General features: G+C 68.3%; 21 protein-coding genes. 13 read left to right on the top strand and 8 right to left on the bottom strand.

Annotated features, from left to right (window positions below; all coding sequences use genetic code 11):
• Window positions 1–100 precede the first annotated feature (100 nt).
• On the top strand, window positions 101–868 hold the full coding sequence (fnr, locus tag ACI1V7_RS04660) for a fumarate/nitrate reduction transcriptional regulator Fnr (protein WP_404531541.1): 768 nt from the start codon (window positions 101–103) through the stop codon (window positions 866–868).
• Between the two features lie 76 nt (window positions 869–944).
• Window positions 945–2042, top strand: a complete 1098-nt coding sequence (locus ACI1V7_RS04655) for a porin (RefSeq protein ID WP_404530576.1) — start codon at window positions 945–947, stop codon at window positions 2040–2042.
• Between the two features lie 102 nt (window positions 2043–2144).
• On the opposite strand, the gene ACI1V7_RS04650 is transcribed toward ACI1V7_RS04655, so the two are convergent.
• The 5 genes from ACI1V7_RS04650 to ACI1V7_RS04630 all read right to left on the bottom strand — a co-directional run bounded on the left by ACI1V7_RS04650 (window position 2145) and on the right by ACI1V7_RS04630 (window position 7926).
• Window positions 2145–3995 (bottom strand): DUF885 domain-containing protein, encoded by a 1851-nt coding sequence (locus ACI1V7_RS04650; RefSeq protein WP_404530575.1) that lies wholly within the window; start codon window positions 3993–3995, stop codon window positions 2145–2147.
• Window positions 3996–4114: 119 nt separating this feature from the next.
• Window positions 4115–5566 carry an oxygen-independent coproporphyrinogen III oxidase gene (gene hemN / locus ACI1V7_RS04645; protein WP_404530574.1) on the bottom strand — a complete coding sequence of 484 codons (1452 nt, stop codon included), beginning with the start codon at window positions 5564–5566 and terminating at the stop codon, window positions 4115–4117.
• 152 nt (window positions 5567–5718) lie between these two features.
• The gene (paeA, locus tag ACI1V7_RS04640; RefSeq protein WP_489672314.1) at window positions 5719–7023 is read right to left on the bottom strand and encodes a polyamine export protein PaeA; all 1305 of its coding nucleotides are present in this window, start codon (window positions 7021–7023) and stop codon (window positions 5719–5721) included.
• 89 nt (window positions 7024–7112) lie between these two features.
• Window positions 7113–7604 carry an META domain-containing protein gene (locus tag ACI1V7_RS04635; RefSeq protein WP_404530573.1) on the bottom strand — a complete coding sequence of 164 codons (492 nt, stop codon included), beginning with the start codon at window positions 7602–7604 and terminating at the stop codon, window positions 7113–7115.
• A 49-nt stretch (window positions 7605–7653) separates the two neighbouring features.
• The gene (locus ACI1V7_RS04630) at window positions 7654–7926 is read right to left on the bottom strand and encodes a hypothetical protein (protein ID WP_404530572.1); all 273 of its coding nucleotides are present in this window, start codon (window positions 7924–7926) and stop codon (window positions 7654–7656) included.
• A gap of 77 nt (window positions 7927–8003) precedes the next feature.
• Here ACI1V7_RS04630 and ACI1V7_RS04625 point away from each other — a divergent pair, with 77 nt between their 5' ends.
• The 4 genes from ACI1V7_RS04625 (at window position 8004) to ACI1V7_RS04610 (ending at window position 10324) form a co-directional block, all read left to right on the top strand.
• Entirely contained in the window at window positions 8004–8402 is a 399-nt protein-coding gene (locus tag ACI1V7_RS04625) for a VOC family protein (protein ID WP_404530571.1), read from the top strand.
• A 65-nt stretch (window positions 8403–8467) separates the two neighbouring features.
• The gene (locus ACI1V7_RS04620; RefSeq protein ID WP_404530570.1) at window positions 8468–8911 is read left to right on the top strand and encodes a cupin domain-containing protein; all 444 of its coding nucleotides are present in this window, start codon (window positions 8468–8470) and stop codon (window positions 8909–8911) included.
• A gap of 107 nt (window positions 8912–9018) precedes the next feature.
• Window positions 9019–9381: a translation initiation factor Sui1 gene (locus tag ACI1V7_RS04615; RefSeq protein WP_404530569.1), complete on the top strand. Its 363-nt coding sequence runs from the start codon at window positions 9019–9021 to the stop codon at window positions 9379–9381.
• 97 nt (window positions 9382–9478) lie between these two features.
• Window positions 9479–10324, top strand: a complete 846-nt coding sequence (locus ACI1V7_RS04610; RefSeq protein WP_404530567.1) for a DUF6159 family protein — start codon at window positions 9479–9481, stop codon at window positions 10322–10324.
• Here ACI1V7_RS04610 and ACI1V7_RS04605 read toward each other — a convergent pair whose 3' ends face one another.
• Window positions 10325–11887: a methyl-accepting chemotaxis protein gene (locus ACI1V7_RS04605; protein WP_404530565.1), complete on the bottom strand. Its 1563-nt coding sequence runs from the start codon at window positions 11885–11887 to the stop codon at window positions 10325–10327.
• Window positions 11888–12087: 200 nt separating this feature from the next.
• Between ACI1V7_RS04605 and ACI1V7_RS04600 the strand changes: the two genes are divergently transcribed.
• Together ACI1V7_RS04600 and ACI1V7_RS04595 are read left to right on the top strand one after the other, a co-directional pair.
• Entirely contained in the window at window positions 12088–16125 is a 4038-nt protein-coding gene (locus tag ACI1V7_RS04600) for a Pls/PosA family non-ribosomal peptide synthetase (RefSeq protein ID WP_404530564.1), read from the top strand.
• A gap of 2 nt (window positions 16126–16127) precedes the next feature.
• Window positions 16128–16718 (top strand): 4'-phosphopantetheinyl transferase family protein, encoded by a 591-nt coding sequence (locus ACI1V7_RS04595; protein ID WP_404530563.1) that lies wholly within the window; start codon window positions 16128–16130, stop codon window positions 16716–16718.
• 78 nt (window positions 16719–16796) lie between these two features.
• Here the strand turns inward: ACI1V7_RS04595 and ACI1V7_RS04590 are convergent, their stop codons facing one another.
• Window positions 16797–17525 carry a PEP-CTERM sorting domain-containing protein gene (locus ACI1V7_RS04590; RefSeq protein WP_404530562.1) on the bottom strand — a complete coding sequence of 243 codons (729 nt, stop codon included), beginning with the start codon at window positions 17523–17525 and terminating at the stop codon, window positions 16797–16799.
• A gap of 274 nt (window positions 17526–17799) precedes the next feature.
• On the opposite strand from ACI1V7_RS04590, the gene ACI1V7_RS04585 reads away from it, so the two are divergent.
• Window positions 17800–19125 carry a metal-dependent hydrolase gene (locus ACI1V7_RS04585; RefSeq protein WP_404530561.1) on the top strand — a complete coding sequence of 442 codons (1326 nt, stop codon included), beginning with the start codon at window positions 17800–17802 and terminating at the stop codon, window positions 19123–19125.
• A gap of 120 nt (window positions 19126–19245) precedes the next feature.
• Here the strand turns inward: ACI1V7_RS04585 and ACI1V7_RS04580 are convergent, their stop codons facing one another.
• Entirely contained in the window at window positions 19246–21069 is a 1824-nt protein-coding gene (locus tag ACI1V7_RS04580; protein WP_404531539.1) for a glycosyltransferase, read from the bottom strand.
• A gap of 285 nt (window positions 21070–21354) precedes the next feature.
• On the opposite strand from ACI1V7_RS04580, the gene ACI1V7_RS04575 reads away from it, so the two are divergent.
• The 4 genes from ACI1V7_RS04575 (at window position 21355) to ACI1V7_RS04560 (ending at window position 26805) form a co-directional block, all read left to right on the top strand.
• Complete coding sequence (locus ACI1V7_RS04575) at window positions 21355–21906, top strand: GNAT family N-acetyltransferase (protein WP_404530560.1); 552 nt, start codon at window positions 21355–21357, stop codon at window positions 21904–21906.
• Between the two features lie 276 nt (window positions 21907–22182).
• Entirely contained in the window at window positions 22183–24441 is a 2259-nt protein-coding gene (locus tag ACI1V7_RS04570; protein ID WP_404530559.1) for a TonB-dependent receptor, read from the top strand.
• Window positions 24442–24526: 85 nt separating this feature from the next.
• A complete protein-coding gene (locus ACI1V7_RS04565) occupies window positions 24527–25408 on the top strand; it encodes a carotenoid biosynthesis protein (RefSeq protein ID WP_404530558.1) in 882 nt (293 codons plus the stop codon).
• Window positions 25405–26805: an oxygenase MpaB family protein gene (locus tag ACI1V7_RS04560; RefSeq protein WP_404530557.1), complete on the top strand. Its 1401-nt coding sequence runs from the start codon at window positions 25405–25407 to the stop codon at window positions 26803–26805. The genes ACI1V7_RS04565 and ACI1V7_RS04560 overlap by 4 nt, the downstream gene beginning before the upstream one ends.
• Window positions 26806–26809: the final 4 nt, after the last annotated feature.

Raw genomic sequence — 26809 nt, 5'->3', positions numbered from 1 at the left:
GCGACACTTTTGGCGGCCGAAGGGGTAGGAAAGCGCCCCGATGGTCGAGATTCGCGACAATGGCGACTATAATTCCCTTGTCGATGCTCCCCTTCCCGCCATGAACCACGCCGCCATCCTTACTCCCGACCAGCCGCTGAACATCCAGGCCCTCAAGGTCAGCTGCCAGCAATGCAGCATGGGCCAGCTGTGCCTGCCGATGGGCCTGGCGGATGCCGAGATCGACCGCCTCGACCAGATCATCGGCCGGCGCCGCCGCATCGCGCGCGACGAGCGCCTGTACCAGATGGGCGAGCCGTTCCGCAGCCTGTACGCGGTGCGCTTCGGCCACTTCAAGACCTACCAGGTGAACGCGGCCGGCGAAGCCCAGATCACGGGCTTCCAGATGGCCGGCGAGCTGCTGGGCATGGATGCGATCAGCGGCGACCGCCACCATTGCGACGCCGTCGCGCTGGAAGACAGCGAGGTGTGCGAGATCCCGTTCGACAACCTCGAAGACCTGTTCGGCGAAGTGCCCAACCTGCTGCGCCACTTCCACCGCATCATGAGCAAGGAAATCACGCGCGAACAGAACGTCATGCTCCTGCTTGGGAACATGCGCGCCGAACAGCGCTTCGCCGTGTTCCTCGTAAACCTGTCGGCCCGCTACGCCGCGCGCGGCTATTCCTCGACCAGCTTCCAGCTGCGCATGTCGCGCGAGGACATCGGCAACTACCTGGGCCTGACCATCGAGAGCATCAGCCGCCTGCTGTCGCGCTTCAGGAAGATGGGCCTGGTGCAGGTGGACAAGCGCGAAGTGATCCTGCTCGAACCGGCGCGGCTGAAGGCCATGGCGGCCGGCACCGAGCAGTGCAGCCCCATGGCTTGAGGCGGCCCACGGTATACGTTCGGATAGCTGGCAAGCTGCTCCTGGCCCTGCACAATCGGGGCGAAGGAGATTGCCAATGTCCCACAAGCTTCACCTCGGCGCCGCGGCCTGCCTGCTGTGCGCCACCGCCGTCCACACCGCGCACGCCCAGGACGGCGTGCAGATCTACGGCCGCCTGAACGTCTCGATGGAACACGTCGACAACGGCAGCGGCTTCACCCAGACCCGCCTCGTCAACAACCGCTCCGTGCTCGGCTTCAAGGGCAGCGAAGACCTGGGCGGCGGCCTGAAGGCGATCTTCCAGCTCGAGGGCACGCTGTCGCCCGACACGGGCGCGGGCGAGCCGTTCCGGCGCGATACCCGCGTGGGCCTGGACGGTCCCTGGGGCACGCTGTTCGCCGGCCACTGGGTCACCGCGTACAACGGCGCCACGTCGGGCCTCGACCCGTTCTACCCGACCACGGCCGGCTACATGAGCATCCTGGCCAACGGCTCCGGCTCCTCGGTCGACAACGTCAACAACACGTATTCCTTCGACCGCCGCCAGGCCAACTCCCTGCACTACTGGACGCCCGAGTGGCACGGCCTGTCGCTGCGCCTCACGCGCGGCATGAACGAGGAATCCCCCGCGAACGGCGCCAAGCCGTCGCTGTGGTCGGCCGCCGTCATCTATGCCGACGGCCCGTGGTACGCGACGGTCGCGCACGAACGCCACCACGAGTACCAGGGACCAGGCCTGGACGACACGGGCAGCAAGGCGGCCCTTGCCTACCAGTTCGGCAAGACGTCCTGGGGCCAGACCCGCGTCGCCGTCGTCGGCGAGCGCCTGGAATACGAGACGGCCAGCGGCAAGCTGCCGCGCAATGCGGCCTTCGTCTCCGTCTCGCACCAGATGGGCCTGCACGGCCTGCGTCTGACGGTGGGCCGCGCGGGCGACGCCGGCGGCGCGTCGACGGCGACGATCGGCTTCCTGCACAGCGGGCCGGACACGGGTGCGACGCACGCGACGCTGGGCTACGACTACATGCTGTCCAAGCGCACGAGCCTGTATGCCTATTACACGCTGCTGGACAACGAGCGCAATGCCACCTACGACTTCCCCATCAACGGGATCGGGCCGGAGGCCGGCGCCACCTTGCGCGGCGCGGTGTTGGGGATGCGGCACAATTTCTAAGTCCGCACAACGTCGCCCCTGCGCAGGCAGGGGCCCAAGTGCTGTTCGCGCCGACAGTGCGCCGGCAATTGGGTCCCTGCCTGCGCAGGGACGACGGATTCGTTACGCTGCCTTCTGCACCACGATCCACCGGTCGATCACCTCGCCCAGCACGTCCAGCGGCACCGACCCGTTCTTCAGCACCACGTCGTGGAACGCCGGCAGCGAGAACTTGTCGCCCAATTCCTTCTTCGCCTTCTCGCGCAGGTCGATGATGCGCAACATGCCGATCATGTACGCGCAGGCCTGGCCCGGCCAGGCGACGTAGCGCTCCACTTCCTGCGCGCCGATGCCGTAGTCGATCGCCTGCTGGCGCGTCCAGCCCTTCGTGTGCAGGCCCGTGTCGACGACGAGGCGGCGCGCGCGGAACAGTTCCGAGCCGAGGGCGCCCAGCAGGCCCGGGACGTCGCCCTCGTACCAGCCCTGCTCCACCGCCAGCCGCTCCGCGTACAGCGCCCAGCCCTCGCTGTGGGCGCTGCCGCCGCCGAAGATGCGCTGGGCGCGGAACTTCGGCAATCCCGTCTGTTCCTGCTGGATCGCCAGCTGGAAGTGGTGGCCCGGCACCGCCTCGTGGTAGGACAGGCTGCGCATGCGGATCACGTCGAACGTCGGCCCGCGCATCGGCACCCAGAAGATGCCGGGACGGCTGCCGTCCGGCGCCGGCAGCGTGTAGTGGGCGGCGGCCGACGGCTCCGTCAGCGGCGGTTCGCGCCGCACCTCGACCGGGGCGCGCGGCGTCAGGTTGAAGATGGAGGCGCTGCGCCGTTCGGCGTCGGCCACCATGTCCGCGTACTTGCGCAGCAGTTCCGGACGCGGGTCCGGCTCCGCCTTCGGCTGGAACGTGACGTCCAGCTTGGCCATGCGCTGCTCGACGCTGCCCTCGGTATAGCCGAGCGTGCGCAGGTGGCGGTCCATCTCCCCTTCGATGCGCGCCACCTCGCGCAGGCCGATCGCGTGGATCTCGGCGGCCGTCAGGTTGGTGCTCGTGTAGGTGCGCAGCGCGTGCTGGTAGGCGGCGGCGCCGTTCGGCAGGCGCGAGATGCCGGCCGTGTCGTTCGTCTTCGGATGCAGCGCGGCCAGGTAGGCCTGCACGCGCCGGTAGGCGGGACGGATCTTCGTCTCGACGATGCGGGTGGCGTCGGCGATCGCCTTGTCGCGCGCTTCCGGCGCCAGGTCGGACAGCTTCTCGCTGCGCTGGGCGAACGTGGTCACGAGCACGTTCTGGCCGGCCGCGGGCTCCAGGAATTTGTCGACCTGGAACTGGGCGCGCTCGAGGATGAAGCGCGGCGGGATCAAGCCCTTGGCCGTCGCCGCCTGCGCGCGCGCAAGCGCCTCGTCCATGCGCGCACCGATCTGGTCCAGGCGCGCCAGGTAGCTGGACACGTCGGCCGCGCGGCGCAGCGGATGCGTCGTCGTCATGAAATTGACCAGGCCCACCTGCACGCCGCCGAACTGGTTGAAGACGAAGCTGTAGTCTTCATACGGTTCGCTGGCCACCGTATTCGCCAGCGACCAGCGCATCACCGCGGCCGAGGTACGCTGCTCCTCGCTCAGCGGCCCGGCCAGGAATGTGTCGAGTCGGGCCACGCCCGTCTTCGCGAGCGCCACGACCTTCTTGCGCTGCGCCGGCGTCTGCGGCGTCAGCTGGCGGTCCAGCGCTTCCTGTTCGCTGCCGGAGAAGTACTGGGTGGAGGTGGCCGATTGCGGATTGAGGCGCACCCAGTCTTCGGCGAAGCGGTCGGCCCAGGCGGCGAACGCCGCGTTTTGGGTGGCCTGGGCAGCCTGGGTGGCCGCAGCGGCGGCCGGCGCGGCAGGAGCGGCGAGAGCGGAGGCCGGCAGCGCGGTGCCGAGGACGGGGAGGACGAACAAGGCGCCGGTGGCGGCGCGCAGCAGGCGGGAACGGGTCGGTGGCATCTCTCTTTTCCATGTAGTTGTCATTGCCAACTGGATGAGCTTGGCACTTGGCAATCTACCATGGATGACCGGCGCATCGTCATCCGGATTGGCCGGACGCGGGTGCGGCCGATCGCCGTTCAGACGGTGCGCGAGTGGCGCGGCGCTTCGCCGCGCTGGCCCAGGTAGCGGTCGAACACCATGCACACGTTGCGGATCAGCAGGCGCCCCTTCATCGTGACGGTGATCCAGTCGGGCGTCACCGTCACCAGGCCGTCGCGTTCCAGCTGCGCCAGCCGGGCCAGCTCCGGCTCGAAGTATTTCGCGAACGCGATCGGAAACGCCTGCTCGATGGCGGACACGGACAGCTCGAACTGGCACATCAGCTTCTGGATCAGCGCGCGGCGCAAGGCATCGTCCATCGACAGGCGCACGCCGCGTGCCACCGGCAGCTCGTTGCGGTCGAGGGCGTCGTAGTAGGCGTCCAGCGTCTTGACGTTCTGGCTGTAGGTCGCGCCGACGGCGCTGATGGCCGAGACGCCGCAGGACACCAGGTCCGTATCCGCATGCGTCGAATAGCCCTGGAAGTTGCGGTGCAGGCGGCCCTGCAGCTGGGCGATGGCGAGGTCGTCGTCCGGTTTGGCGAAATGGTCCATGCCGATATAGACGTAGCCGGCGGCCGTGAGCTTCTCGATGCACAGCTGCAGCATGGCCAGCTTGGTGTCGCTGTCCGGCATGTCGCCGTCGAGGATGCGGCGCTGCGGCTTGAACAGGTGCGGCATGTGCGCGTAATGGTAGACGGCGATGCGGTCCGGATCGGCAGCGATGACCTTGTCCAGCGTGGCGCGCATCGTGCCCGGCGTCTGCTTCGGCAAGCCGTAGATCAGGTCGATGCTGACGGAACGGAAGCCGGCCGCGCGGGCCGCGTCGATGATGGCGACCGTCTGCGCCTCCGGCTGGATGCGGTTGACGGCCTTCTGGACGTCGGCGTCGAAATCCTGCACGCCCAGGCTCAGGCGGTTGAAACCCTGGCGGCGCAGGCTGTGCACGCGCATTTCCGACACCGTGCGCGGGTCGATCTCGATCGAATACTCGCCCGCCTCGTCCGGCGCGAAGCGGAAGCAGCGGCGCAGGTGGTCCATCAGCTCGCCCATCTGGGCATCGGACAGGTAGGTCGGCGTGCCGCCGCCGAAGTGCAGCTGCTCGACCTCGTTCATGCCGGCGAACAGGCGCCCCTGCATCTCGACCTCGCGCTTCAGGTAGCCGAGGTAGGTGGCGGCCTTCTCGCGGTTCTTCGTGACGATCTTGTTGCAGGCGCAGTAGTAGCACACCGTGTCGCAGAACGGGACGTGCAGGTACAGCGACAGCGGCTTGGCGCTGGCGCGCGTGCGCAGGTCGGCCACGGCGCGCAGGAAGTCGTGGTAGCCGAACGCCTCGGTGAAGCGGTCGGCGGTCGGGTACGAGGTGTAGCGCGGACCCGAGCGGGACAGGCGCGCGATCAGTGCCGCGTCGAAGTCGACGGTGGGCAGCGCCGTGGCGGCCAGGCTCGCGGCACTGGCGGGAATTGCCGGAATAATATCGAACAGCTTCATCAAAAACGCTCCTTGCCGGGCCACGCGACGGGGTGACGTGGCATTCTATACAGCAAGTTTATTGAGCGGACTCAGCAAAATCTTTGACGTGGATCAAAAACAGGACGATGAATCCTGCTTGAAACGCCTATAAAAAGGCTGGGCTGCCGCGCTCAGGGAGGCGAACCGCCGTCCAGGCGCTTGACGAGCAACTGGTCGATCCGATAGTGGTCGACGTCGAGCACCTCGAAGCGGATGCCTTCGCATTCGACGCTGTCGGTCGGCTTGGGGATCTTGCGCAACATGTACATCATGAAGCCGGCCGCCGTCTCGTAGTGCTCCTCGTCCGGCAGGGATGCCAGGTCGAGCAGGCGCTTCAGGTCGGCCACGGGCGTGCTGCCGTCGATCAGCCAGGATCCGTCCTCGCGGCGCGTGGCCAGCTCGCCCGTCTCGAGCGGGCTGCCCCACTTGCCCATGACGGTGACCATGATGTCGCTCAGGGTGATGACGCCCACGACGAGCGCGTATTCGTTGATGACCACGGCGAAGGTTTCCTTGGTCGCACGGAAGCGGTCGAGCAATTCCGACAGCCTCAGCGTGTCCGGGATGATCAATACCGTGCGGATCGTCGATTCGCTCAGCTGGAAGCCGGACTGGTTGTTCAACAGGCGCACCAGGATGTCGCGCGTATCGACGTAGCCGATGACGTGGTCGATCGTGTCGTCGCAGACGGGGAACTTGGACAGGGCGTGGCGGGCGATCTTCTGGCGCACGCCGTCTTCCGTCTCGTTCAGGGTGAAGAACACGATGTGCTCGCGGGTGGTCATCGTCGAGGTCACCGCACGCGACTCGAGTTCGAACACGTTCTCGATGAAATGCTGCTCCTGCTTCTGCAGCACCCCGGCCTGTGTGCCCGCTTCCACGACGGCGGAAATCTCGTCAAAGGTGATGCGGTCTTCGCGCGTGGTGTTGATGCCAAGGAGGCGGAACAGGGTATTGGCGACGACGTTCAATGCCCAGGAAAACGGCCGCAACAGCCGGATGATGAACAGGACGGGCCCGATGACGGCGATCGCCGTGCTTTCGGGCGCGATCATCGCCAGCCTTTTTGGCATCAAATCGGAAAACAGGACGAAGAACGTCGTCACGAAAACGAAAGAAAGGGCGAACGCGATATTTTCGCTGCCGGGACCGTCATAAAACATCGCCAGCCAGGCCGAGAAATAAGGCCGCAATGCGCCCTCACCGAGAATACCGCCCAGAATTGCAATCGCATTCAAACCGATCTGGGACGCGGCAAAGAAATCGGCGGATTGGCTCTGTAATGCCATGACCTTGCGCGCCCGCTCGTCCCCTGCTTCGGCGAGCAATTTCAGTTTTATCTTCCTCGCGCCCGCCAGCGAGATTTCCGTCAACGACAGAAAGCCGGCGGCCATTACCAGCACGCCCAATAATAACAAGTGTTCAAACAGACTCATTGCCCATCCATGCAGTGTTCGTGGCCGCGTGACCCTCACCGGCTCCCCGCCGGGAGCGGCGTCGCTACCGGCAAGGGCACACTTCTCCCTCAGGGTGCGACGCGCTCCCAGACATAGGTTCCGCTACCTTGTCCGCCACGCAGTACGAGTGTATCGCCGCTCAGACGATAACTTGCAAGATTTTCAATATCGCGTGCGAGTGCGGCGCCGACTGCGTTGCTTTCAGGACACATCATGCGCGTCACCCCTAGCGGCCCCATGCGCAAGCTCCCCTGGGAGGGGCCGTCCGGCGTCGCCGTGTAGGCACCGGTGCCGCGGTTGCAATCCAGCTTGGCCGACAGGCGGCCGTCGCTGCCGAACGTGAAGACGATCTGGCCGGGCCGGACCTCGGCCAGGGGATTGCCCGTCGCGGGGGTGTAGCCGGCCAGGCGCCACGCGCTGCCTTGCAGCGCGGCCGGCGCGTCGGCCGGACCCTGGCTGGTCGTACATGCCGCGAGTGCGCAAGCCAGTAACAAGCCGGCGCCGTGCTGGACTTGCCGCATGGACGTACATAAAATTTTCTTGGAAAAGATGTTTGTCATAGAGTTTCAATCTAAAAATGTGTATTCATACTGCCGGGTGTCTGGCAATTCAGCCCTGATCGAATCGTCGACCGCTGGACAAACCTATTTCCACTATTAATGAATAATTCACTGCGCATAACAAGCGATAAGAATTAGACGGAATCGGCAACACCATCTGAACAATCCTTGCTAATACAATCATACCGCGCTCATCCCGCCTCCGCCTGTTGGGCTGCGCCACCGGAAATAGCGGCAACAGCACTGTGGCGCATGCCTGCTCCGGCTTGCGATAGGTTGCGTCGGCGTTCCATCCAGTGATCGACACGACTGGCGCGATCACGTGTCGATCCGGCTGCCCGTCGTTCGTCGTAAGGCTGGGAACCGCGATTCCCAGCCAACCTCCGACAAGGACACACCATGAACAAGCAGATCATCCTCAACGTGCCGGTGAAGGACCTGGACAAGTCCAAGGCCTTCTTTTCCGCGCTGGGCTTCACGTTCAGCGACCGTTTCAGCAGCGACAACGCGGCATTGATGCAGATCGCCGGCGACACCATCCAGGCGATGTTGACGACGGAGCCCTTCTTCGCGTCCCTGATCGACAAGCCCGTCGCCCAGGCCAGGGAAGCCAACGAGCTCGTCATCGGCCTGAGCTGCGAAAGCCGGGAAGAACTCGACACGCTGATCGCCAGGGCGGTCGCCGCCGGCGGCCGCACGCCGCACCCGCCCGAAGACCACGGTTTCATGGTCGACCAGGGCTTCGAGGACCTCGACGGCCACTTGTGGAACCTCGTCTGGGTGGCCCCGGAGGCCTGAAGCAGCCGCATCACGGGCGCGCCGTCGACGTACACTATTGCTATCTATTCACACGAGGAATCGCCATGCCAGCCCTGACTGCCGACCAATTCATCCATGAATCGACCGAGGACGTGACGACCGCGTGGATCTCCGAGGCCGGTCAACTGAGCCAGTTCGGCGCCTTCATCGAGGTGCTGCAGCCCGGCGCGCAATCCTCGATCAAGCACTGGCACAGCGCGGAAGACGAGATGGTGTACGTGCTCGACGGGGAAGTGACGCTGGTCGAAGGAGAGACCGAGACCGTGCTGCGCCCCGGCGATGCTGCCACCTTCCGCAGCGGCGTCGCCGTCGGACACACGCTGCACAACCGTAGCGCGCTGCCGACCAGATGCCTGGTCGTCGGCACGCGCGCGGCGCTGTATCGCATCACCTATCCAGACCACGACCGGGTATGCATCCGCGACCGCTCGCTCCCGGACGACGTATGGACGACGCTCGACGGCGCGCCGGCGGCGAGTCCCTACTGAACCCTGCTGTCCGCGCAAGGACAAACCAGGGACGAGCCAGGGACGAACCGAGGACGGGCCGTCGCCTGCTACACTTGCGCCTCCCGTAGCTCCCCATTTGACCCAGCATGAAACGTAGTTCAACCGGCGGCCTCGTCTACTCCACCGAAAGCGGCCGCATGTGCCCCGACTGCCGCCATCCCCTGGCCGATTGCACCTGCAAGGCCAAGGCCAGCGCCGCCCCCATCGGCGACGGCGTCGTGCGCGTGTCGCGCCAGAGCAAGGGCCGGGGCGGCAAGACGGTCACCCTCGTCAAGGGACTGGCGCTCGACCCCGTCGCGCTGGCGGCGCTGGGCAAGCAGCTGCGCACGGCCTGCGGCACGGGCGGCACGGTGAAGGACGGCGTGATCGAGGTGCAGGGCGACCACTGCGACCTCGTCATGCAGACCCTCGACAAGCTGGGACACAAGCCGAAGCGCGCGGGCGGCTGATCGGCGCAGCGTGACAAAGCACGCATTTTCGGCCCAGCGGCCCCGGTAAGATGGGCGCACCGCACCGCCGGTGCGCCGCATCCCGAGGAGCCACGTCATGTTCGACCGCATCAAGCGCAGTTTCGATCTCGTCCGCGCCAGCATCCAGGTGCTGCGCCAGGACAATCACCTGCTGCTGTTCCCCATTCTGTCCTCGGTGGCGCTGGTACTGGTGCTCGTCGCGTTCGCGCTGCCGGTCTTCGGCCTCGCCTCCATCGACGGCATCGGCGAAGGAGGCCTGTACGGTGCCGCCTTCCTGTTCTACGTCGTGCAGTATGTCGTCATCTTCTACTTCAATGCGGCACTGGTCGGCGCCGTCATGATCCGGCTCGACGGCGGCACGCCGACGCTGGGCGACGGCCTGCGCATTGCCAACAGCCGTTTCCCCGCCATCCTCGGCTACGCCGTCATTTCGGCGACCGTCGGCGTCATCCTGCGCGCGATCCAGGAACGCCTCGGTGTCGTCGGGCGCCTCGTCATCGGCCTGGTCGGCGCCGCCTGGGCGGTGGCCACGTTCATGGTGGTGCCCGTCATCGTCGTGCGGGATAGCGGCGCGATCGATGCGATCTCCGAGAGCACTTCCCTGCTCAAGCGCACCTGGGGCGAAAACGTCGTCGGCCAGACGGGACTGGGCGCCGCGTTCGGCGTGATCTACTTCGGCCTGGCGACGGTCACGTCATTGCTCGCGGTGCCGCTGATGCTGAACGTGCGCGCCGTCAGCCCGGCACTCTTCATCGTATTCGCCATCGTGGTCCTGCTGGCCGTCCTGGCCTGCATCCTCTTTCATGCCACCCTTTCCGGCATCTATGCGGCCGTCCTGTACCGCTATGCGTCGGACGGCAGGGGCACGCCCGGCTTCGACCAGTCGGTGCTGGACGCGAGCTTCGTGCGCAAGTCCAAATAATCAGCTGCCCCGGCCGCGCCGCTCGACCTTGAACACCGACACGGCCTGCGCCAGCCGCACGGCCTGCTCGGCGACGCTGCTCGACGCGGTCGCCGATTCCTCCACCAGCGCGGCGTTGCGCCGGGTGATGCCATCCAGTTCGACCATCGCGGCATTCACCTGGGCGATGCCGTGGCTCTGCTCGCGCGACGCGGCCGTGATGGCGTGCATGATCGCGGCGGCGTCCTTCACGGCGCCCACGACCTGGCGCATGGTCTGGCCGGCCGATCCCACCAGTTCGCTGCCCTGGCCCACCTTGTGGACGGAGTCGTCGATCAGGGCCTTGATCTCCTTCGCGGCCGTGGCCGAGCGCTGGGCCAGCGAGCGCACTTCCCCCGCGACGACGGCGAAGCCGCGGCCCTGTTCTCCCGCCCGCGCCGCTTCCACGGCGGCGTTCAGCGCCAGGATATTCGTCTGGAAGGCGATGCCGTCGATCAGGCCGATGATGTCGACGATGCGCGTGGCCGAGCTGCTGATCTGATCCATCGTCGTGCCCACCGCCTCGACGGCCTCGCCGCCGCGGCCCGCCACGCTGGACGCGGCGCCGACCAGGCCGTCCGCGCGCACGGCGCTGTCCGTGTTCTGGCCGGCCGCCGCCGCCACCTGGGCCAGGCTGGAGGCCGTTTGCTCCAGGCTGGCGGCCTGCGCTTCCGTGCGCCGCGCCAGGTCTTCGTTGCCACTGGCGATGTCGCGCGTGGCCGCTTCGATCGAGGTCACGCTGTCGTTGACGTCGCCCACCACGGCCGTGAGGTTGATGTTCAGCTGGCGCAGCGCCAGCAGCAGCCGGCCCATCTCGTCGTCGCGCCCCCGCGGCGGCAGGTGGGACAGGTCGCCGCCGGCCAGCGCGAACACGGCCGCCTGCGCCTGGCCCATCGGTCCGACGATCGACGATTGCAGTTCGTGCCAGGCCAGCAGCGTGAGGCCGGCGCCCAGCGCCGCCAGCACCCGCCAGACGAGGCTGTCGGTGACGCCGGCCAGCGCCACCAGCAGCGCCGCCTGGCTGCCCAGCATCAGGCCGAGGCGCCGCCCCAGCGGCAGCGCGCGCAGGGCCAGCAGGCGCGCGAGGGGGCTGGTGCCCACGGGCTTGCCGCGGCGGATCGCCAGGCCGCCCGCGCGGCCTTCGCGGAAGCGCCGGTACAGCGCCTCGGCGGCCGCGACCTGGTCGCGCTCCGGACGCGTGCGCACCGACATGTAGCCGACCGTACGGCCGCCTTCCTTGATCGGCACGACGTTCGCGACGACCCAGTAGTAATCGCCGTTCTTGCGGCGGTTCTTGACCAGCCCCGTCCACGGCTCGCCGGCCTGCAGCGTCTCCCATAGGTCGGCGAACGCCTGGGGCGGCATGTCGGGATGGCGCACGATGTTGTGGGCCTTGCCGATCAATTCCTCTTCCGTAAAACCGCTGGCTTCGATGAAGTTCGGGTTGACGTAGGTGATGCGGCCCTTGGTGTCCGTCTTCGACACGATGGACTGGCCTTCCTTGAGGTGGTATTCGATCCCGGTGACGGGCAGATTGGTACGCAAGGCATGCTCCTTTTGATTTCCGTGCGGCAATTAACTTGTCTCGAATTGTAGCGATGCGCCTCCCGGTTAACATTTGATGTGGATCAAAAATGCCCCAAACCGGTGCGTAATCGCGACGGTCATCCAAGCCGTTCCAAAATCGCGTAGGATGCGCGCATGTGCTTGTTTTCCCCCTCTGCCGCCCTTACCTGCAGCCGTCGATGAACGACATTTCTACCCTGACACGGCATCCCGATGTCCTCCACGGTCCGCACCAGCCCGAGCTGCTGCGCCACGAAATCCTGGCCGACTTGCTCGAAAGCAGTGCGCGCCGCGCGCCCGACCAGCTCGCGCTCGTCACGCACGGGCGCAGCCTCACCTACGCCGAACTCGATGCGCTCGCCGACCTGGCCGCCTCGCGCCTGATCGACGCCGGCATCCGGCCCGGCCACATCGTCGGGCTGTGGATGCCGCGGGGGATCGACCTGCTCGTCATGCAGGCCGCCATCGCCAAGGCCGGCGCCGCCTGGCTGCCCGTCGACGAGGACACGCCCGTCGAGCGCCTGCTCGTGTGCATGGACGACGCGCAGTCGCCAGCGCTCGTGTCCAGCGAACGCATGCGCGAGCGCCTGGGACCGCACTTCGCCGGTACGGCGCAGCCCGTCCACATGGCCGAGCAACTGCTCGCCCCGGCGCCGGACGGCTATGTGCTGCAGCGGCGCGGCGCCGTGCCGGGCGACGCCCCCGCCTACGTCATCTATACGTCCGGATCGACGGGCAAGCCGAAGGGCATCCTGATCGACCAGCGCAGCATCTGCCACTTCCTGCGCAGCGAGAACGAGGTGCTGGGCGTGCGCGCGACGGACCGCGTCTACCAGGGTTTCTCGGTCGCGTTCGACATGTCCTTCGAGGAAATCTGGATTTCCTACCTGGTCGGCGCCACGCTGTGGCTGGGACCGAAGGAGGCGGCCGGCGATCCGGAAGCGCTGCCGCGCCTGCTCCTCGACAATGGCGTGACGGTGCTGCACGCGGTGCCGACGCTGCTGGCGCTGTTCGCCGAGGACGTGCCGAGCCTGCGCATCATCAACCTGGGCGGCGAGATGTGCCCGGAAACGGTGGTGGAGCGCTTCGCGCGCCCCGGCCGCCAGATGTTCAATACCTACGGCCCGACCGAGGCGACCGTCTCGGCCAGCCTGGCGTCGCTGGAACCCGGCAAGCCGATCACGATCGGCACGCCGCTGCCGAACTACGGCCTGCTGGTGATCTCCACGGAGATGGACAAGGGGCTGCAGATCCTGCCGCGCGGCGACACGGGCGAACTGTGCATCACCGGTCCCGGCCTGTCCGCCGGCTACCTGGGCCGGCCCGACCTCACGGCCGAGAAATTCCTCGCCAATCCCTGGAGCGCGGGGCCGGACGATACCCGCCTGTACCGCACGGGCGACCTGGCCCGCATCGAAGCGGACGGCCAGGTCGTGTGCCTGGGCCGCACGGACGACCAGGTCAAGATCCGCGGCTTCCGCGTCGAACTGGGAGAGATCGAAGCCGTGCTGGCGCAGCAGGAAGGCGTGGGCACGACGGCCGTCCTGCTGCGCAAGGACGACGGCATCGACCGCCTCGTCGCCTACCTGGTGCCGGCCGCCGGCGCCCGCGACGACCAACTGAGCCCGACCACGCTGCGCCGCGCGCTGGCCGAGCGGCTGCCGCCGTACATGGTGCCGAGCCGCTTCGAGACGCTGCCCGTGATGCCGCGCCTGACCTCGGGCAAGATCGACCGCAAGGCGCTGAAGGCCATGGCCCTGTCGGCGCCGCTGCCCAGCGACCCGGCCGACTCGGACATCGCCGAGACGCCGGGCGAGGAAGCGCTGTTCGCCGCGCTCGCCACGCTGTTCCCGGGCCAGCCGGTCCGGCGCGAACTGGACTTCTTCTCCGACCTGGGCGGCCACTCTTTCTTTGCCGCGCGCCTGGCCACGCTGCTGCGCGCCGACCCGCGCTTCGCCCACGTGACGGTGCGCGACATCTACCAGCACCGGCAACTGGGCGCCATCGCCGCCAGCCTCGACCAGGCCGCGGGCACGGCCGCCATCGAGGAAGACTGGACGCCGCCGCCCGCCTCGCGGCGCTGGCTGTGCGGCCTGGCGCAACTGGCGACGCTGCCCGTGCTCGTCACGCTGCGCATGGCCCAGTGGCTGGCGCCGTTCTTCACCTACCACTTCTATACGGGCGACCCGGGCGACTCGGTGGCGCGCGCGATCGCCGCGTCGCTGGGGGTGTTCCTGCTGGCGACACTGGCCGAGTTCCTCATCGCCATCGTGGGCAAGCGCGTGGTCGCACCCCGGCTGCGGCCGGGCTCCTATCCGCTGTGGGGCATGACTTATTTCCGCTGGTGGCTGGCGGACCGCCTGGTCGAGGCGGCGCCCACCTACCTGCTGGCCGGCTCCTCGCTGTACGCCTGGTGGCTGCGCCTGCTGGGCGCGAGGGTGGGACGCGACGTCGTCATCGGCTCGATGACGCTGCGCGCGCCGGAACTCCTCACGATCGGCGACAACGTCAGCATCGGCAACGGCGTCAATTTCGAGAACGCGCGCGTCGAACGGGGCCGCCTCGTCCTGGGCGAGATCGTGCTCGACGACGATGCCTGCGTCTCGTCCTATGCCATCCTGGAAGGCAATACCCGCGTGGGCCGGCGCGGCCACCTCGAGGGCCAGTCGGCGCTGCACGACGGCGCGGTCGTGCCGGACGGGCGCGTGTGGTGCGGCTCGCCGGCGCGCGATGCGGGCGCTTTCGACCCGTCGACGCTGCCGCCACGGCCACCCGTCAGCCGCGCGCGCCTGGCCGGCGAAGCGCTGTTCTTCGTGTTCGGCATCCTGCTGGTGGCGACGGTGTTCTTCATGCCCGTGTTCCCAAGCTTCGTGCTGATCGACTGGTTCGACGAGCGTGGCGCCCTGCCCGGCTTCCACCAGAACTCCATCTGGGGCCAGCTGGCGCGCTACTTCGTGCTGGCGCTGCCGGCCAGCGCCGTGCTGATCGCGCTGACGATGCTGGTGTCGGCGGCGATCCGCTGGGGTTTCCTGCCGCGCCTGACCCCGGGCCGCTCGGCGGTGCACAGCAATACCTATTGTAAAAAATGGCTGGTCAGCCACATCCAGGAATCGAGCCTGAACGTCCTGCACGGCATCTACGCGACCGTGTTCGCGCCGTTCTGGTACCGCCTGCTGGGCGCCAAGGTCGGGCGCGACGCCGAGATCTCGACGGCGCTGGGCGTGGTGCCGGACATGCTGACGCTGGGCGACGAGACCTTCATCGCCGACGCCGTCATGCTGGGCGACGAGCAGATCGACGGCGGCTGGATGACGATGGAAGCGACGGTCGTCTCGAACCGCTCCTTCGTCGGCAACGGCAGCTACATCCCGGACGGCACCGTGCTGCCCGAGGGCGTGCTGGTGGGCGTGCACACGCATGCGCCGCGCAACGAACGCATGACGGGCGGCGACACCTGGCTCGGCTCGCCGCCGATCCACCTGCCGGCACGGGAACAGACCAGCGGCTACCCGGAACACCTGACCTACCGCCCGTCGGCCCTGCGCCGCCTGGGCCGCACGCTGGTCGAGGGCTTCCGCATCGTGGCCCCGCACGCGCTCGTGATCGCCGTCGGCTACACGGTGGTGCTGGACCTGATGCCGCTGGCCGGCGCCGGGCGCTGGGGCGAAGTGCTGTGGGACCTGGCGCTGATCGGCCTGGCCTTCGGCGTCGGCAACTTCGTGTTCGTGCTCGCCTTCAAATGGCTGCTGCTGGGGCGCTACAAGAAACGCGCGGATCCGATGTGGACGCCGTTCGTGTGGCTGTCCGAAGGCGTGACCAATATGTACGAGGGCATCGCCGTGCCCAACTTCATGCGCTACCTGCGCGGCACGCCGTGGCTGCCGCTCGCGTTCAACCTGCTGGGCTGCCGCATCGGCCGCGGCGTCTACATGGACACGACGGACATCACGGAATTCGATTGCGTGACGATCGGCGACCACAGCGAGCTCAATGCCCTCTCCTGCCCGCAGACGCACTTGTTCGAGGACCGCGTGATGAAGATCGACGAGGTGGAGATCGGCAGCAAGGTCTACGTGGGACCGCGCAGCGCCGTCCTGTACAGCGCCCGCGTGGGCGACAACGCCCGCATCGGCCCGCTGACCCTCGTCATGAAGGGCGAGCACATCCCGGCCGCCACCGCCTGGAACGGCCTTCCGGCCGCGCCGCAGCGGATGTGACGATGGCCCCGCCCGTGCGCTGGTGGACGGTGGATGGCGGCTTCGCTCCCGACACCGACTGGAGCGCCGGCCAGATCGCCGTCGTCGGCGTGGCCGGCCAGGCCGGGCGCGAGGCCGCCAGGGCAGCCATCCGCGCGGCGCTGCACGCGGCGATTGTCCAGGCCTGCGGCGTGGCGGCGCAGGCCGTCGTGCTGCACGCCCCGCCGGGCAGTGGCGAAGCGCCCTACGCCCTCGTCGGCGGCACGCACCGCGCCGCGGCGGCCATCAGCCACGACGGCGGGCTGTCGCTGGCGGCGTTCCGCTTCGACGGTCGGGTGGGCATCGACGTCATGCAAGTGGTGCCCGTGCCGGACTGGCGGGCGGTGGCGCGCGACTACCTGGGCCCGGTCGTCGCTGAGGCACTCGCCGCCCTGACCGACGGCGAACGGGATGCCGCTTTCGCCCGCGCGTGGAGCGAACACGAGGCGCGCCTCAAATGCCTGGGCTGGCCGCTGCGCGAATGGATCGACGGCGACGAAGCGGCCCTGCAGGCCTGTACTTGCGTGCCCCTGTCCGTACCCGCCGGCTACGTCGCCACGCTGGCATTCGGATGAGCGATGGCGGCGCGCCGATGGCACAGCGCCGCATGGTCCGCTCCCCCCCCCACGCGGACGAGCGAGTCGATCGGCGCGTCAGGCACCCGTGCGCCGGCGACGCGCTGCAGCGTAGACGACGGGTAGGCCCAGCAGGAGGATCGGCAGCCGGGACGGCTCCGGAACTGGCGAGACCATGCCTTCCAGACTACCGATCAAGCTCACGAAGCCGCCGCCTTCGACCGATCCGGAACGGTACAGTATTTCCAGCATTGCCGATTGCTGCGCCGTGCCGCTCGTGCCGATCGATGTAGTTCCAGGCATTTGCTCGCCGTCATAGGATGACCCATACAGGCTTGCCGACGCAGCGGTCCTGACATCATTGACGCCGCTGTAGCTGGCAACCTGGGCGTCGGCCGTGAAAATCACTTGCGTGTTCGGTGAAAGCCGAAAGCTGTAGTCGGAAGTGCCGGCGATGTAGGTGTTGCGGTCGACGAGGTTGAGGCTGAGCAGTAAGCCGTCAGAGGAGCTGTTTCCGAAGACGGCATTGCCGCCGTCGGACAAGCTCAATTGACCATGCTGATCCAGGAAATCATGCAGTGTTCCCCCTGATGGCCGCTGGATCGAGGCGCTCATGCTACCCCAGAGGCCGGCCAGGTCGATCCAGGGCGCCAGCCCGTCGTCAGGTGTCAGGTCGATGAGACGGTAGCCAAGTGACGTGATCGCTGCTTCGGCACGGGAAGGCACTGTGGCGGATTGCGCCATCGCATGCATGCTCGTGAAGGCACCGACAAGGAAAATCGTTCCGCATAAGAAAGTGAGCTTCACCGGCGCCTCCCGTAAAGACAAGCGCAGCCACTTTGTACCAAACCGGAGAAATGCAGCGCCCGCTTGAACACGCGCCGTTCCGGACCTCGCCACGGCAGGGATCGGTCGCGCGGTACTTTAAATACGGAGGAGTCGGGACACTTCGGCGTCGCAGCGCTGGCCTACTCGACGTGGCTAAAGATGATATCGGTTAGTTGCAAATAGTTCGGTACTGCCTTGGCGTGGCGATCCCATCAAAACAACGCCAGGCTTGCAATGCAGGTAAGATTGAAGGATGGACAATCTCACCCACTCCGTCGTCGGCCTCGGTGTCGGCGCCCTGATCGACCGCAGCCTGCCTCCCGAAGCCGACCTTGCCAACGAACACCGGCGCACGCGCCTGCTGCTGACCGTGTGCTGCCTGGCCAGCAACTTCCCCGACCTGGACCTGGTGCTCACGCCCCTGCTGGACGCCCCGCTCGGCTACCTGCTGCACCACCGCGGCCATACGCACACGGTGCTGGCCGCGATCGGCGAGGCGGCGCTGCTGCTGGGACTCGTCTGGCTGCTGTGGCCGGCGGCGCGCCAGGTCTTGCGCGACAGCCGCCACGCCCGCCGCGGCGCCGTGTTCGCCGCCGGCGCCGGCCTGCTGCTGCACCTGTGCATGGACGGCTTGAACGTGTACGGCGTGCATCCGTTCTGGCCGTTCGACCCGCGCTGGTACTACGGCGACCTCGTCTTCATCGTCGAGCCCGTGTTCTGGATCGCCTTCGGCGTTCCGCTGGCCGCCATGGTGAAAAAAGCCTCGCCACGCCGGCTGCTGCTGGCCGCGATGGCACTGGTGCCGCTCGGCTTCACGCTGGGCGGCTTCCTGCAATGGGGTTCGCTGCTCGGCTTGCTGGCGCTGGGCCTGGTTCTGGCCTGGATCCAGCGCCACGTCGCTGCACCGGCCATCGATGCGCTGCCCGGCGGCGCGGCCGATGCGAACCGCACCGCCGTCCACCGCCCGCCGCGCCGGCGCGCCGGCCTCGTCGCCGGACTGGTGGCATCGCTGGCCTTCGTCGCCATCCAGGCCGGTGCCATGCACGAGGCGCGCGGCATCATCGCGGCGCAGCTGCAGCGCAGTGACGCCGGCGAGCGGCTGCGCGACATCGCCCTGTCGGCCTATCCGGCGAACCCGTTGTGCTGGTCCTTCGTCACGGTGGGCGAGGATGCCGCCGGCGGCAGCTACCGCCTGCGCCGCGGCCTGCTCAGCATCGCGCCGGGCGTGACGGCCGTGTCCGCGTGCCCTGCACGGATCGCGGGCCCGGCGGCCGGCCGGTCCGCCGCCGATGCCGAGACCGATTCCGTCGCCGTCGCGGGCCTGGCCTGGCAATCGGACGAACGCCACAGCCTGGCCACGCTGCGCACCCTCGCGCGCGACGATTGCCACGTCGGCGCCTGGATGCGTTTCGCCCGCGCCCCGTCGTTCGACGGCGGACTGGCCACCGATGTGCGCTGGGGTCCGCCTGGCAGCCGCAACTTCTCGACGATGGACGTGGCCGCCATGGCGCATACGCCCTGCCCCTCCCCCGTGCCAGGCTGGGGCATGCCGCGCGCGGACCTGCTGGGCCAGCGCTGACACGGACTGCCTGCGGCGCGCTCGCGGCCGTTCGGCGGCGCGCCGTCGTGTCGTCATGCCGCGTCGTCACGTCGTGTCGTCACGCCGTGTGGTCACGTGCCACTATCTCGTGCCACCGTTTCATGCTGCCGTCCGCGCCCCCTTGTCCGCCGAGGCGATGACGCGGCGGAAAAAGTCCAGCAAGCCGGGCACGTGGGTATCGAAGCAGAACGACATGCGCCGCGCCCACACGCGCTCGCGCAAGCCCTGCATGCGCGCACCGTCGCGCAGCTGCGCCGCCAGGTCGTCGAGATCGCGATGGAAGATGCCGATGTCCATGCCGCGCACGAGCGCCTGGCTCGCGACCGTGGCGCCGCCGTTGTCGCGCTGGATCATGGGCAGCCCCGCCGCCGCCAGCGTCGCGACGCGCGCGGGGATGTTCAGGTCGTCCCAGTCGGCGCGCCGCAGGTCACCCCCGTTGTGGCTGGAAAAGCAGTGCAGCCAGCCGGCGTCGTAGCGCGAGAATTCCTGGACCCAGCGGTCCTGGGCGACGTGGCCGTGCAGGTGCAGGTGGCGTGGCGCCAGCGCGCGTGCGCGGGCGATCCATTCGCGCCACTGGCCCTGCGTGAAGTCGCCGTAGAAGTGCAGGTGGATGCCGAGGGCGGCCAGCGCGCCCACGTCGGGCGGATGCAGGCCGATGGGCCGTCCCGGCACCACCGTATGGAGCTCGCCGTCCCTTGCCGACAGGAGCGCCGAGGCCGGCGCATCGAACCAGTCGCGCTTGGGCAGGTCGCCGTCGAGCACGTGGCAGGGCCGCGACGTGGCCAGGCCCGGCGCCGCGAGCTCGAACCAGTCGCGCGCCTCGGCACTGCTGAAGATGCGGCCGTCGGCGCGGCGGTACAGGTCGATGAGCTGCGGCCAGCTGCCCTGTTCCAGGCAGATGAAGGGCCCTTCCTTGAAGTGCCAGACGAAGGGGATGCCCGCGCTGGCGTCCAGCACGGCATGCGCAAACGGCACCGCCTGCCAGTTCAGCAGCGCATAGATGAGGTCCGGCTGCAGCTGCCGCAGCGCCACCCGCCAGTCCCCGCGCGGCAGCTCCTCGACGTGGCCGCAGGCGAGCGGCCCGACGCTGTTGAAGCCGTATGGTGCGTCCGTCCATAGTCCGTACAGGCTGTGGCCCTGTTCTTCCAGCGCCAGCACGCGTTCCGGATTGTAGGCCAGCTCGCCGACCAGCAGGATCGTCAGGCCGTCAGTCGCGCGCGGGGTCGGCGGCCGCGCACGCAGGCGCCCGTACAGCGCCGCTTCGTCGACGGGGTCGCCCGTCGTCATGTGGAAACGCAGCGGCGTGCGCACGCGGTAGTGGCGGCGGAAAGGATTCAGGCCGCCTTGCGGTTCCCGCATCAGGCGGTGGCGCTGTTGCGGATGCGCCACCCATTCGCACGTCACGGCTCCGGTGCCGACGCAGGCTCCCACAGCACGCAGGCGCGACCAGTACAGGCGTTCCAGGTCGTCCGATTCGAGCTCGGCACGCTCGATCCAGCGCGGGGCCACGCGCCGGTGCATGACCTGCACCAGCTGCAGGCCGGCATCCGGCGCCTCATTCGCATCCCGGTACTTGTAGTGATGGCGCAGGCCGCTGAACGCGAGCACGGCGGCGGGGGCGCCGTCGAGTGCCGCCGCGAGTTCCTGCAGGTGCGACGGGTAATACAGGTCGTCGCTCGGCAGGTAGGCCAGCAAGGGGGCGCGGCTCGCCTCGATCGCCAGGTTCAGCGCCCGCCCGAGGCCGACGTTCTCGCCGAGGCGCAGGCAGCGGATGCGCGCATCGCGCAGGAACGGCGCCAGCACCGCCTGCGTGCCGTCCTGCGAGCCGTCGTCGACGACCACGGCTTCCCAATCGGCCAGCGTCTGGGCCTGCAGGCTGGCCAGCGCGCGGGCGATGAAGCCCGCCTGCTCGAAGGTGGGCATCAGCACGCTGACGCGCGGCGCCGCGCTGCCGACGCGCTCTGCGTCCTTGTGCGCGGCTGGATCCGCGGCTGGATTCCCGGTCGGAGTCGCAACAGGATTCGAAACAGGATTCACATCAGGATTCGCGCCCTCGACCGCCTCCATGTCCGTCCGCCTCCATGCCATCGACCATGCAACGAGGTTAAATGCCGGACCGGGCAAGCGTTTGCGCGGCATCAGTCGTGCGCCGGCGCACGGGGACAGCCCCATGGCCGCGGCGCGAAAAGGCCGTTGTACAATTTGCCGATGAGCGGACTGCCCATCATCGATACGCCGCGCACGGTCATCACCGTGCCCTCGCCGGACTGCGCACCGCTGCTGCAGGCCTACCGTATCGCCAACCGCGCCCACCTGGCGCCGTGGGAACCGCTGCGCACGCCCGCCTACTTCGGCGAGGAAGCGGCGCGCCAGCGTCTCGCGCAATCGCTGGCCGAGGCGCATGCCGGCAGCGCCCTGCACTTCATCGCCTTCGACCGCGCCGGCGGCGAGATCGTCGCCACCTGCGCCTTCACCAATATCGTGCGCGGCGTGTTCCAGGCCTGCCACCTGGGCCTGTCCGTTTCCGCGGCCCACCAGGGCACCGGGCTCATGCAGGAGGTCGCAGCCGCCGGCATCGCCCACATGTTCGGCCAGGAACGCCTGCACCGCATCATGGCCAGCCACATGCCGGCCAACAAACGTTCCGCCGCCCTGCTGCAGCGCCTGGGCTTCGAGCGCGAAGGCCTGGCCCGCTCCTACCTCTGCATCGCCGGCCGCTGGGAAGACATGGTACTGACTTCCCTCGTCAACCCAGCATGACATTTTTCCCTTGCCGGAAACACAACGGCACCCGCGAGCGACGCCTCCCATCTTATTTCTAGCGAGAAATAAAGTTATACTGACATTTGTGCAAGTTACAGTTCCTGTGTGACTGATCTGTGGTTATTGAACACTATTTCGTATCGGTACTAACTGATAGACTGCTGGGTTTCACCCGCCGGAAATAAAATCTCACCAAAATCCACTGGGTGGTAGCAGAGGTGTCGGCAGACAGGCCGCACCGGTAGCAGAAACATAATAGCAATGGGAATGTTCATGAAAAAGCAACAAGGTCGCACGGCGCCGCGCGCCCTCGCGCTCGCCATCTCGGGCATTGCCTGGGGTGCCGCCCACGCCCAGGCGATGCCGCCGGCAGCGGGCAACGACCAGGCAGCGATCCAGGAAGTCATCGTCACCGCGCAACGCACCGCCACCCCGGAATCCAAGACCCCGGTGGCGATGAGCGTGCTGGACGGCGCGCAACTCGACAAGGCCGGCCTGGACACGCCCGGCGACATCGCCGACCGCCTGCCGAATACCTATCTGCAGAATTCCTACGACGGGCTGCGCATCACGATCCGCGGCATCTCGAGCTCGGACAATACGGAAAAAGGGGATCCGTCCGCCGCCTTCATGGTCGACGGTATCTACGTCGCCCGCCCGCAGAGCCAGAACGTCTCGTTCTACGACATCGACCGCGTCGAAGTGCTGCGCGGCCCGCAAGGCACGCTGTACGGCCGCAACACGACGGCCGGCGTCGTCAACGTGATCAGCAAGGCGCCCGTGTGGCAGCGCGAAGGGGCGGTCGCCGTCACCGTCGGCGACTACGCCACCCACAAGGTCAACGCGATGCTCAACCTGCCCGTCAACGACGTGCTGGCACTGCGCGCCGCGTTCACCTGGAACGAACACGACTCCTACCTGCGCAACGGCACGGGGACGGCACGCAAGCTGGGCCTGGACCGCGACGACCGCGCCGCGCGCCTGTCGGCCAAGTTCAAGCTGGGCCAGGACGCCGACCTGCTGGTGCGCTACGAGACCAGCCGCGACGACACCAACAACGACGCCAGCGTCCCCGACACCAATTTCTACCGCGGCATCCCGAGCGGAAGGCCCGTGTGGAACGGCGACAGCACCGACCGCGTGCTCACGAACCGCTTCGTGCCGTTCAACGCGCCAACCGAGCAGGGTTATTCGCACAAGAAGACGTCCAGCCTGTCGACGGAACTGAACTGGAACCTGGGCCCCATCACGCTGTCCTGGCTGGGATCGCACCGCGACTACGAGCACCAGTACCTGTACAACTTCTATTACCGCGTCGCTCCGGCCGTGGCCCTGGGCGTGCGCCAGCACTTCGACGGCGACTACCAGCAGGACTCGCACGAGCTGCGCGTCGCCACCCGGGGCGACGGTGCGCTGCAGGCGCAGGCCGGCGTGTACTGGTTCCGCGAGGAGGCCAGCGACCTGTACAACTTCCGCGACCTCGAACGGGCCGGCCTGCCGCCCTACTACGTGTTCCACAACGACCCGGTCGAGTCGCGCAGCAAGGCGCTGTTCGGCCAGGCCAGCTACCGCATCGTCGACGGCCTGCGCGCCACCGCGGGCGTACGCTTCACGGACGACGACAAGTCGCGCACGGGCACCATCGGCTACCAGCGCACGGCCAACTACAACCCCGCCACCGACCTGCGCGAGCTGAACGTCGGCAGCATCTCCAGCAACAAGACCACCTGGCGCTTGGGCCTGGACTACGACCTGGCGCCTGCCACGATGGTGTACGGCTCGGTCGCCACCGGCTACAAGTCGGGCGGCTTCAACGACGGCTGCGTGGCGGGCGCCAGCGCGAACGGCGTCGGCTGCCCGGCCGGCAGCGCCGTACCGGCCGAGAGCCTGGTCTACCAGCCGGAAACCGTGCGCGCCTACGAGGCCGGCCTGAAGACCCGCTTCTGGAACAACCGCGCCAGCCTGAACCTGGCCGCCTTCCACTACGACTACAAGAACCTGCAGCTGTCGGCCGAGGCGGTGGTGAACGCCAAGCCGCGCTACGAGACGGTCAACGCGGGCGAAGCGAGCGTGCGCGGCCTGGAAGCGGACGGCCAGCTGCTGGCCACCGCGGTGGACCGCTTCACGTATGCGCTGACGCTGCTCGACGCCCATTACACGCGCTATGCGCCGGACGGCGTGCACTCGTGGGCCGGCACGAAGCTGGACCGTACGCCGACCCGCACCGCCTCGCTCGGCTACGAGCACCGCCTGCGCCTTGCGGGCGGCAGCCTGGTGGGCGCCGTGGGCACCCGCGTCAGCTCCGCCTACCTGATCTCGGTGCCGTCGCAGCAGCTCAAGTTCCGCATCCCCGGCCATGCCGAGTCGGACCTGCGCCTCGGCTGGGAGCCGGACGGCGCGCGCTGGAGCTTGCAGGCGCGCGTGCGCAACCTCGAGGACAAGGTCCGTCCGCTGACGATCAGCGGGGCGGGCCTGACGGTGCCGAGCAACCCGCGCACCGCCGACCTGCGTTTCGACTACCGCTTCTTCTAACCCTGGCCGGAAAGCGCGGCGCTGCCCCCCGCGGCGCTTTCCCATGTTTGCGTCACGTTCCACCCTGCACCAAGGAGCCATCGCCATGACCTCGCTGCTGCACCGATCCTCGCGCATCCCCTCCATCGCCGCCTTCTGCCTGCTGGCCGGCTTCCTCGTCCTGCTGAGCGCGCGCGGCTATGCCGAGACCACGCCGCTGCTGGTGGCGAGCTCGCTGCTGATGTTCGGCTGCTGCTGGGCCAGCGCGATCCACCTGCTCGGCAGCCGCGCGGCGCTGGCCCTGGTGCTGATCGCGATGTCCGCGGGCTGGCTCGCCGAACAGCTCGGGGCCACGCTCGGCTGGTTCTTCGGCGACTACCACTACACGGATGTGCTGGGCCCGCGCCTGCTGGCCGTGCCGGTGGTGATCCCGATGATGTGGTTCGCGCTGTCCTACTGCGGCTACGTGATCGCGAACCTGATCGTCTGGCAGGCGCCCGACGCTCCCGAGGGTTCGCGCGGCATGGCGGTCCTGATGGCCGTCGTCGGGGCGATGGTCGTGACCTGCTACGACCTGGGCGTGGACCCCTACATGGTCCACGTGCTGAAGGCCTGGATCATGACCCGCACCGACGGCTGGTGGTTCGGCGAGACCATCGAGGGCTTCGCCGGCTGGATGATCGTGGCGTTCGCGATCGGCCTGCCCTTCCGCCTGCTGCTGCGCAAGCGCCCGGCGGCGCCCTCGCATCCGGCCACCACGCGCCACGTGCTGGTGCCCCTGTCCGTGTACGCCGGCCTGATGGTGTTCCAGGTCTGCCTGGGCTACCCCCACGAGGCGCGCACGATCGCCCTGTTCGCGATGGGCTTTCCCCTGCTGACGGCGGCCTGCGGCCTGCTGCGCTGGCGCGCCGCGCGCCGCCAGGACGTGCCGGCGGCGGATGGCGCGGGTACGGCAGCAATGCCGGTCGCCCTGAAGGAGGCCGCATGATGCGCGAGGAACTGCCGCTGGCAGCGGACAATCCGGCCCTGCGCGCCGACCCGCTGGCCGACGCCGCCATCGCGCGTGCCCTCGGTCCCGCCGGCGGCGCCGGCCCGGACCTGGCCGCGATCGGCCTGCTGAACGCCGAAATCGCGCGCTGGCAACATAACCGCGACCTGGACGGCTGGCGCGCCAGCCCCGGCCTGCCGCCGCACATGGCGGGTGCGCTGGAAGACTACGTGGCCGCCGCCCGCGCGCTGCCGGCATGGGCCGACACCGACGCCATCGCGCGCGCCGAAGACCTGTTCATGGACATGAGCATGGCGTCGTGCACGCTGCTGTTCTGCGCCAGCCTGCCGCAGTGCTACGTGATGCCCGACCTGGCCGCCGTGCTGCACGCGGCCGGCCAGCTCGAACGCCATACGGACTACCGCGTGCGCTCCACCGCCGCGATGATCTTCCCCGTCATGCTGCGCGGCGGCCTGACGGATCCCGACGGCGGCGGGGTCGCGCAGGCGCTCAAGGTGCGCCTGATCCATGCGACGATCCGCCACCTGATCCTGCGCGGCGACGCGGCCGACGCCCTCGTCGCCCCGCGCCGCCTGCCCCGCATCGCCCCGCGCGGCGAAGGCGTGCACCACACGCTGTATGCGCGCGGCTGGGACATCGACCGCCGCGGCCTGCCCTGCAACCAGCAGGAGCTGGCGTACACGCTGCTGACCTTCAACTACGTGTTCCTGAAGGGCATGCGCGACCTCCGCATCCCGGCCGGCGCCGCGGACGAACAGGCCTACCTGCACACCTGGAACGTGCTGGGCCACCTGCTCGGCATCGAACGGGGCCTGATGGCGGACACGATGGACGAGGCGCAGGCGCTGTTCGACGCGTTCCAGGCGACCGGCCGGGACGCGGTCCACCACCACGGCGACGGCCAGCCCGACCCGCGTCCTGCGCTGGCGGCCGACCTGGTGGCGGCGCTGCAGCACTACATCCCGCTGCGCCTGCTGAAACCCTTCCCCGTGCTGCTCACGCGCCGGCTGTGCGGTCCGGCCGCCTCGCGCGCCTTCGGCCTCACGCGGCACGTGTCGCTGCCGGCGCGCCTGGCGTTCGCCGTCTGCGTCGGCCTGGTGCGCACGATCGACGGCGTGGCGCGCCTGGCGCTGCCGGACTTTTCGCTGTCGCGCCTGGCCACGCGCGTGCTCGGCTACCACCTGACGACCCGCCTGCTGATGGACCAGACGCGCCCCCTCAAACTGCCCGCTGCGCTGCTCGACGGCGTCCACGAAACGATGCGCAGCTGGCGCACGGATCCGCGCGCGCCGCGCTGGATCCGCGCACTGGAACAGCGCCTGACCGTCGGCCGCAACGACGCTGCAACGGGCGCTGCCGCCGCCGCGAAAGGATGACCAC

The organism is Massilia paldalensis (assembly GCF_044901715.1).
In the GTDB taxonomy this organism is placed as follows: Bacteria; Pseudomonadota; Gammaproteobacteria; order Burkholderiales; family Burkholderiaceae_D; genus Telluria; species Telluria paldalensis.
Note: the sequence above shows the minus strand (reverse complement) of the source record. Positions and strands in the feature narration are given on the sequence as shown.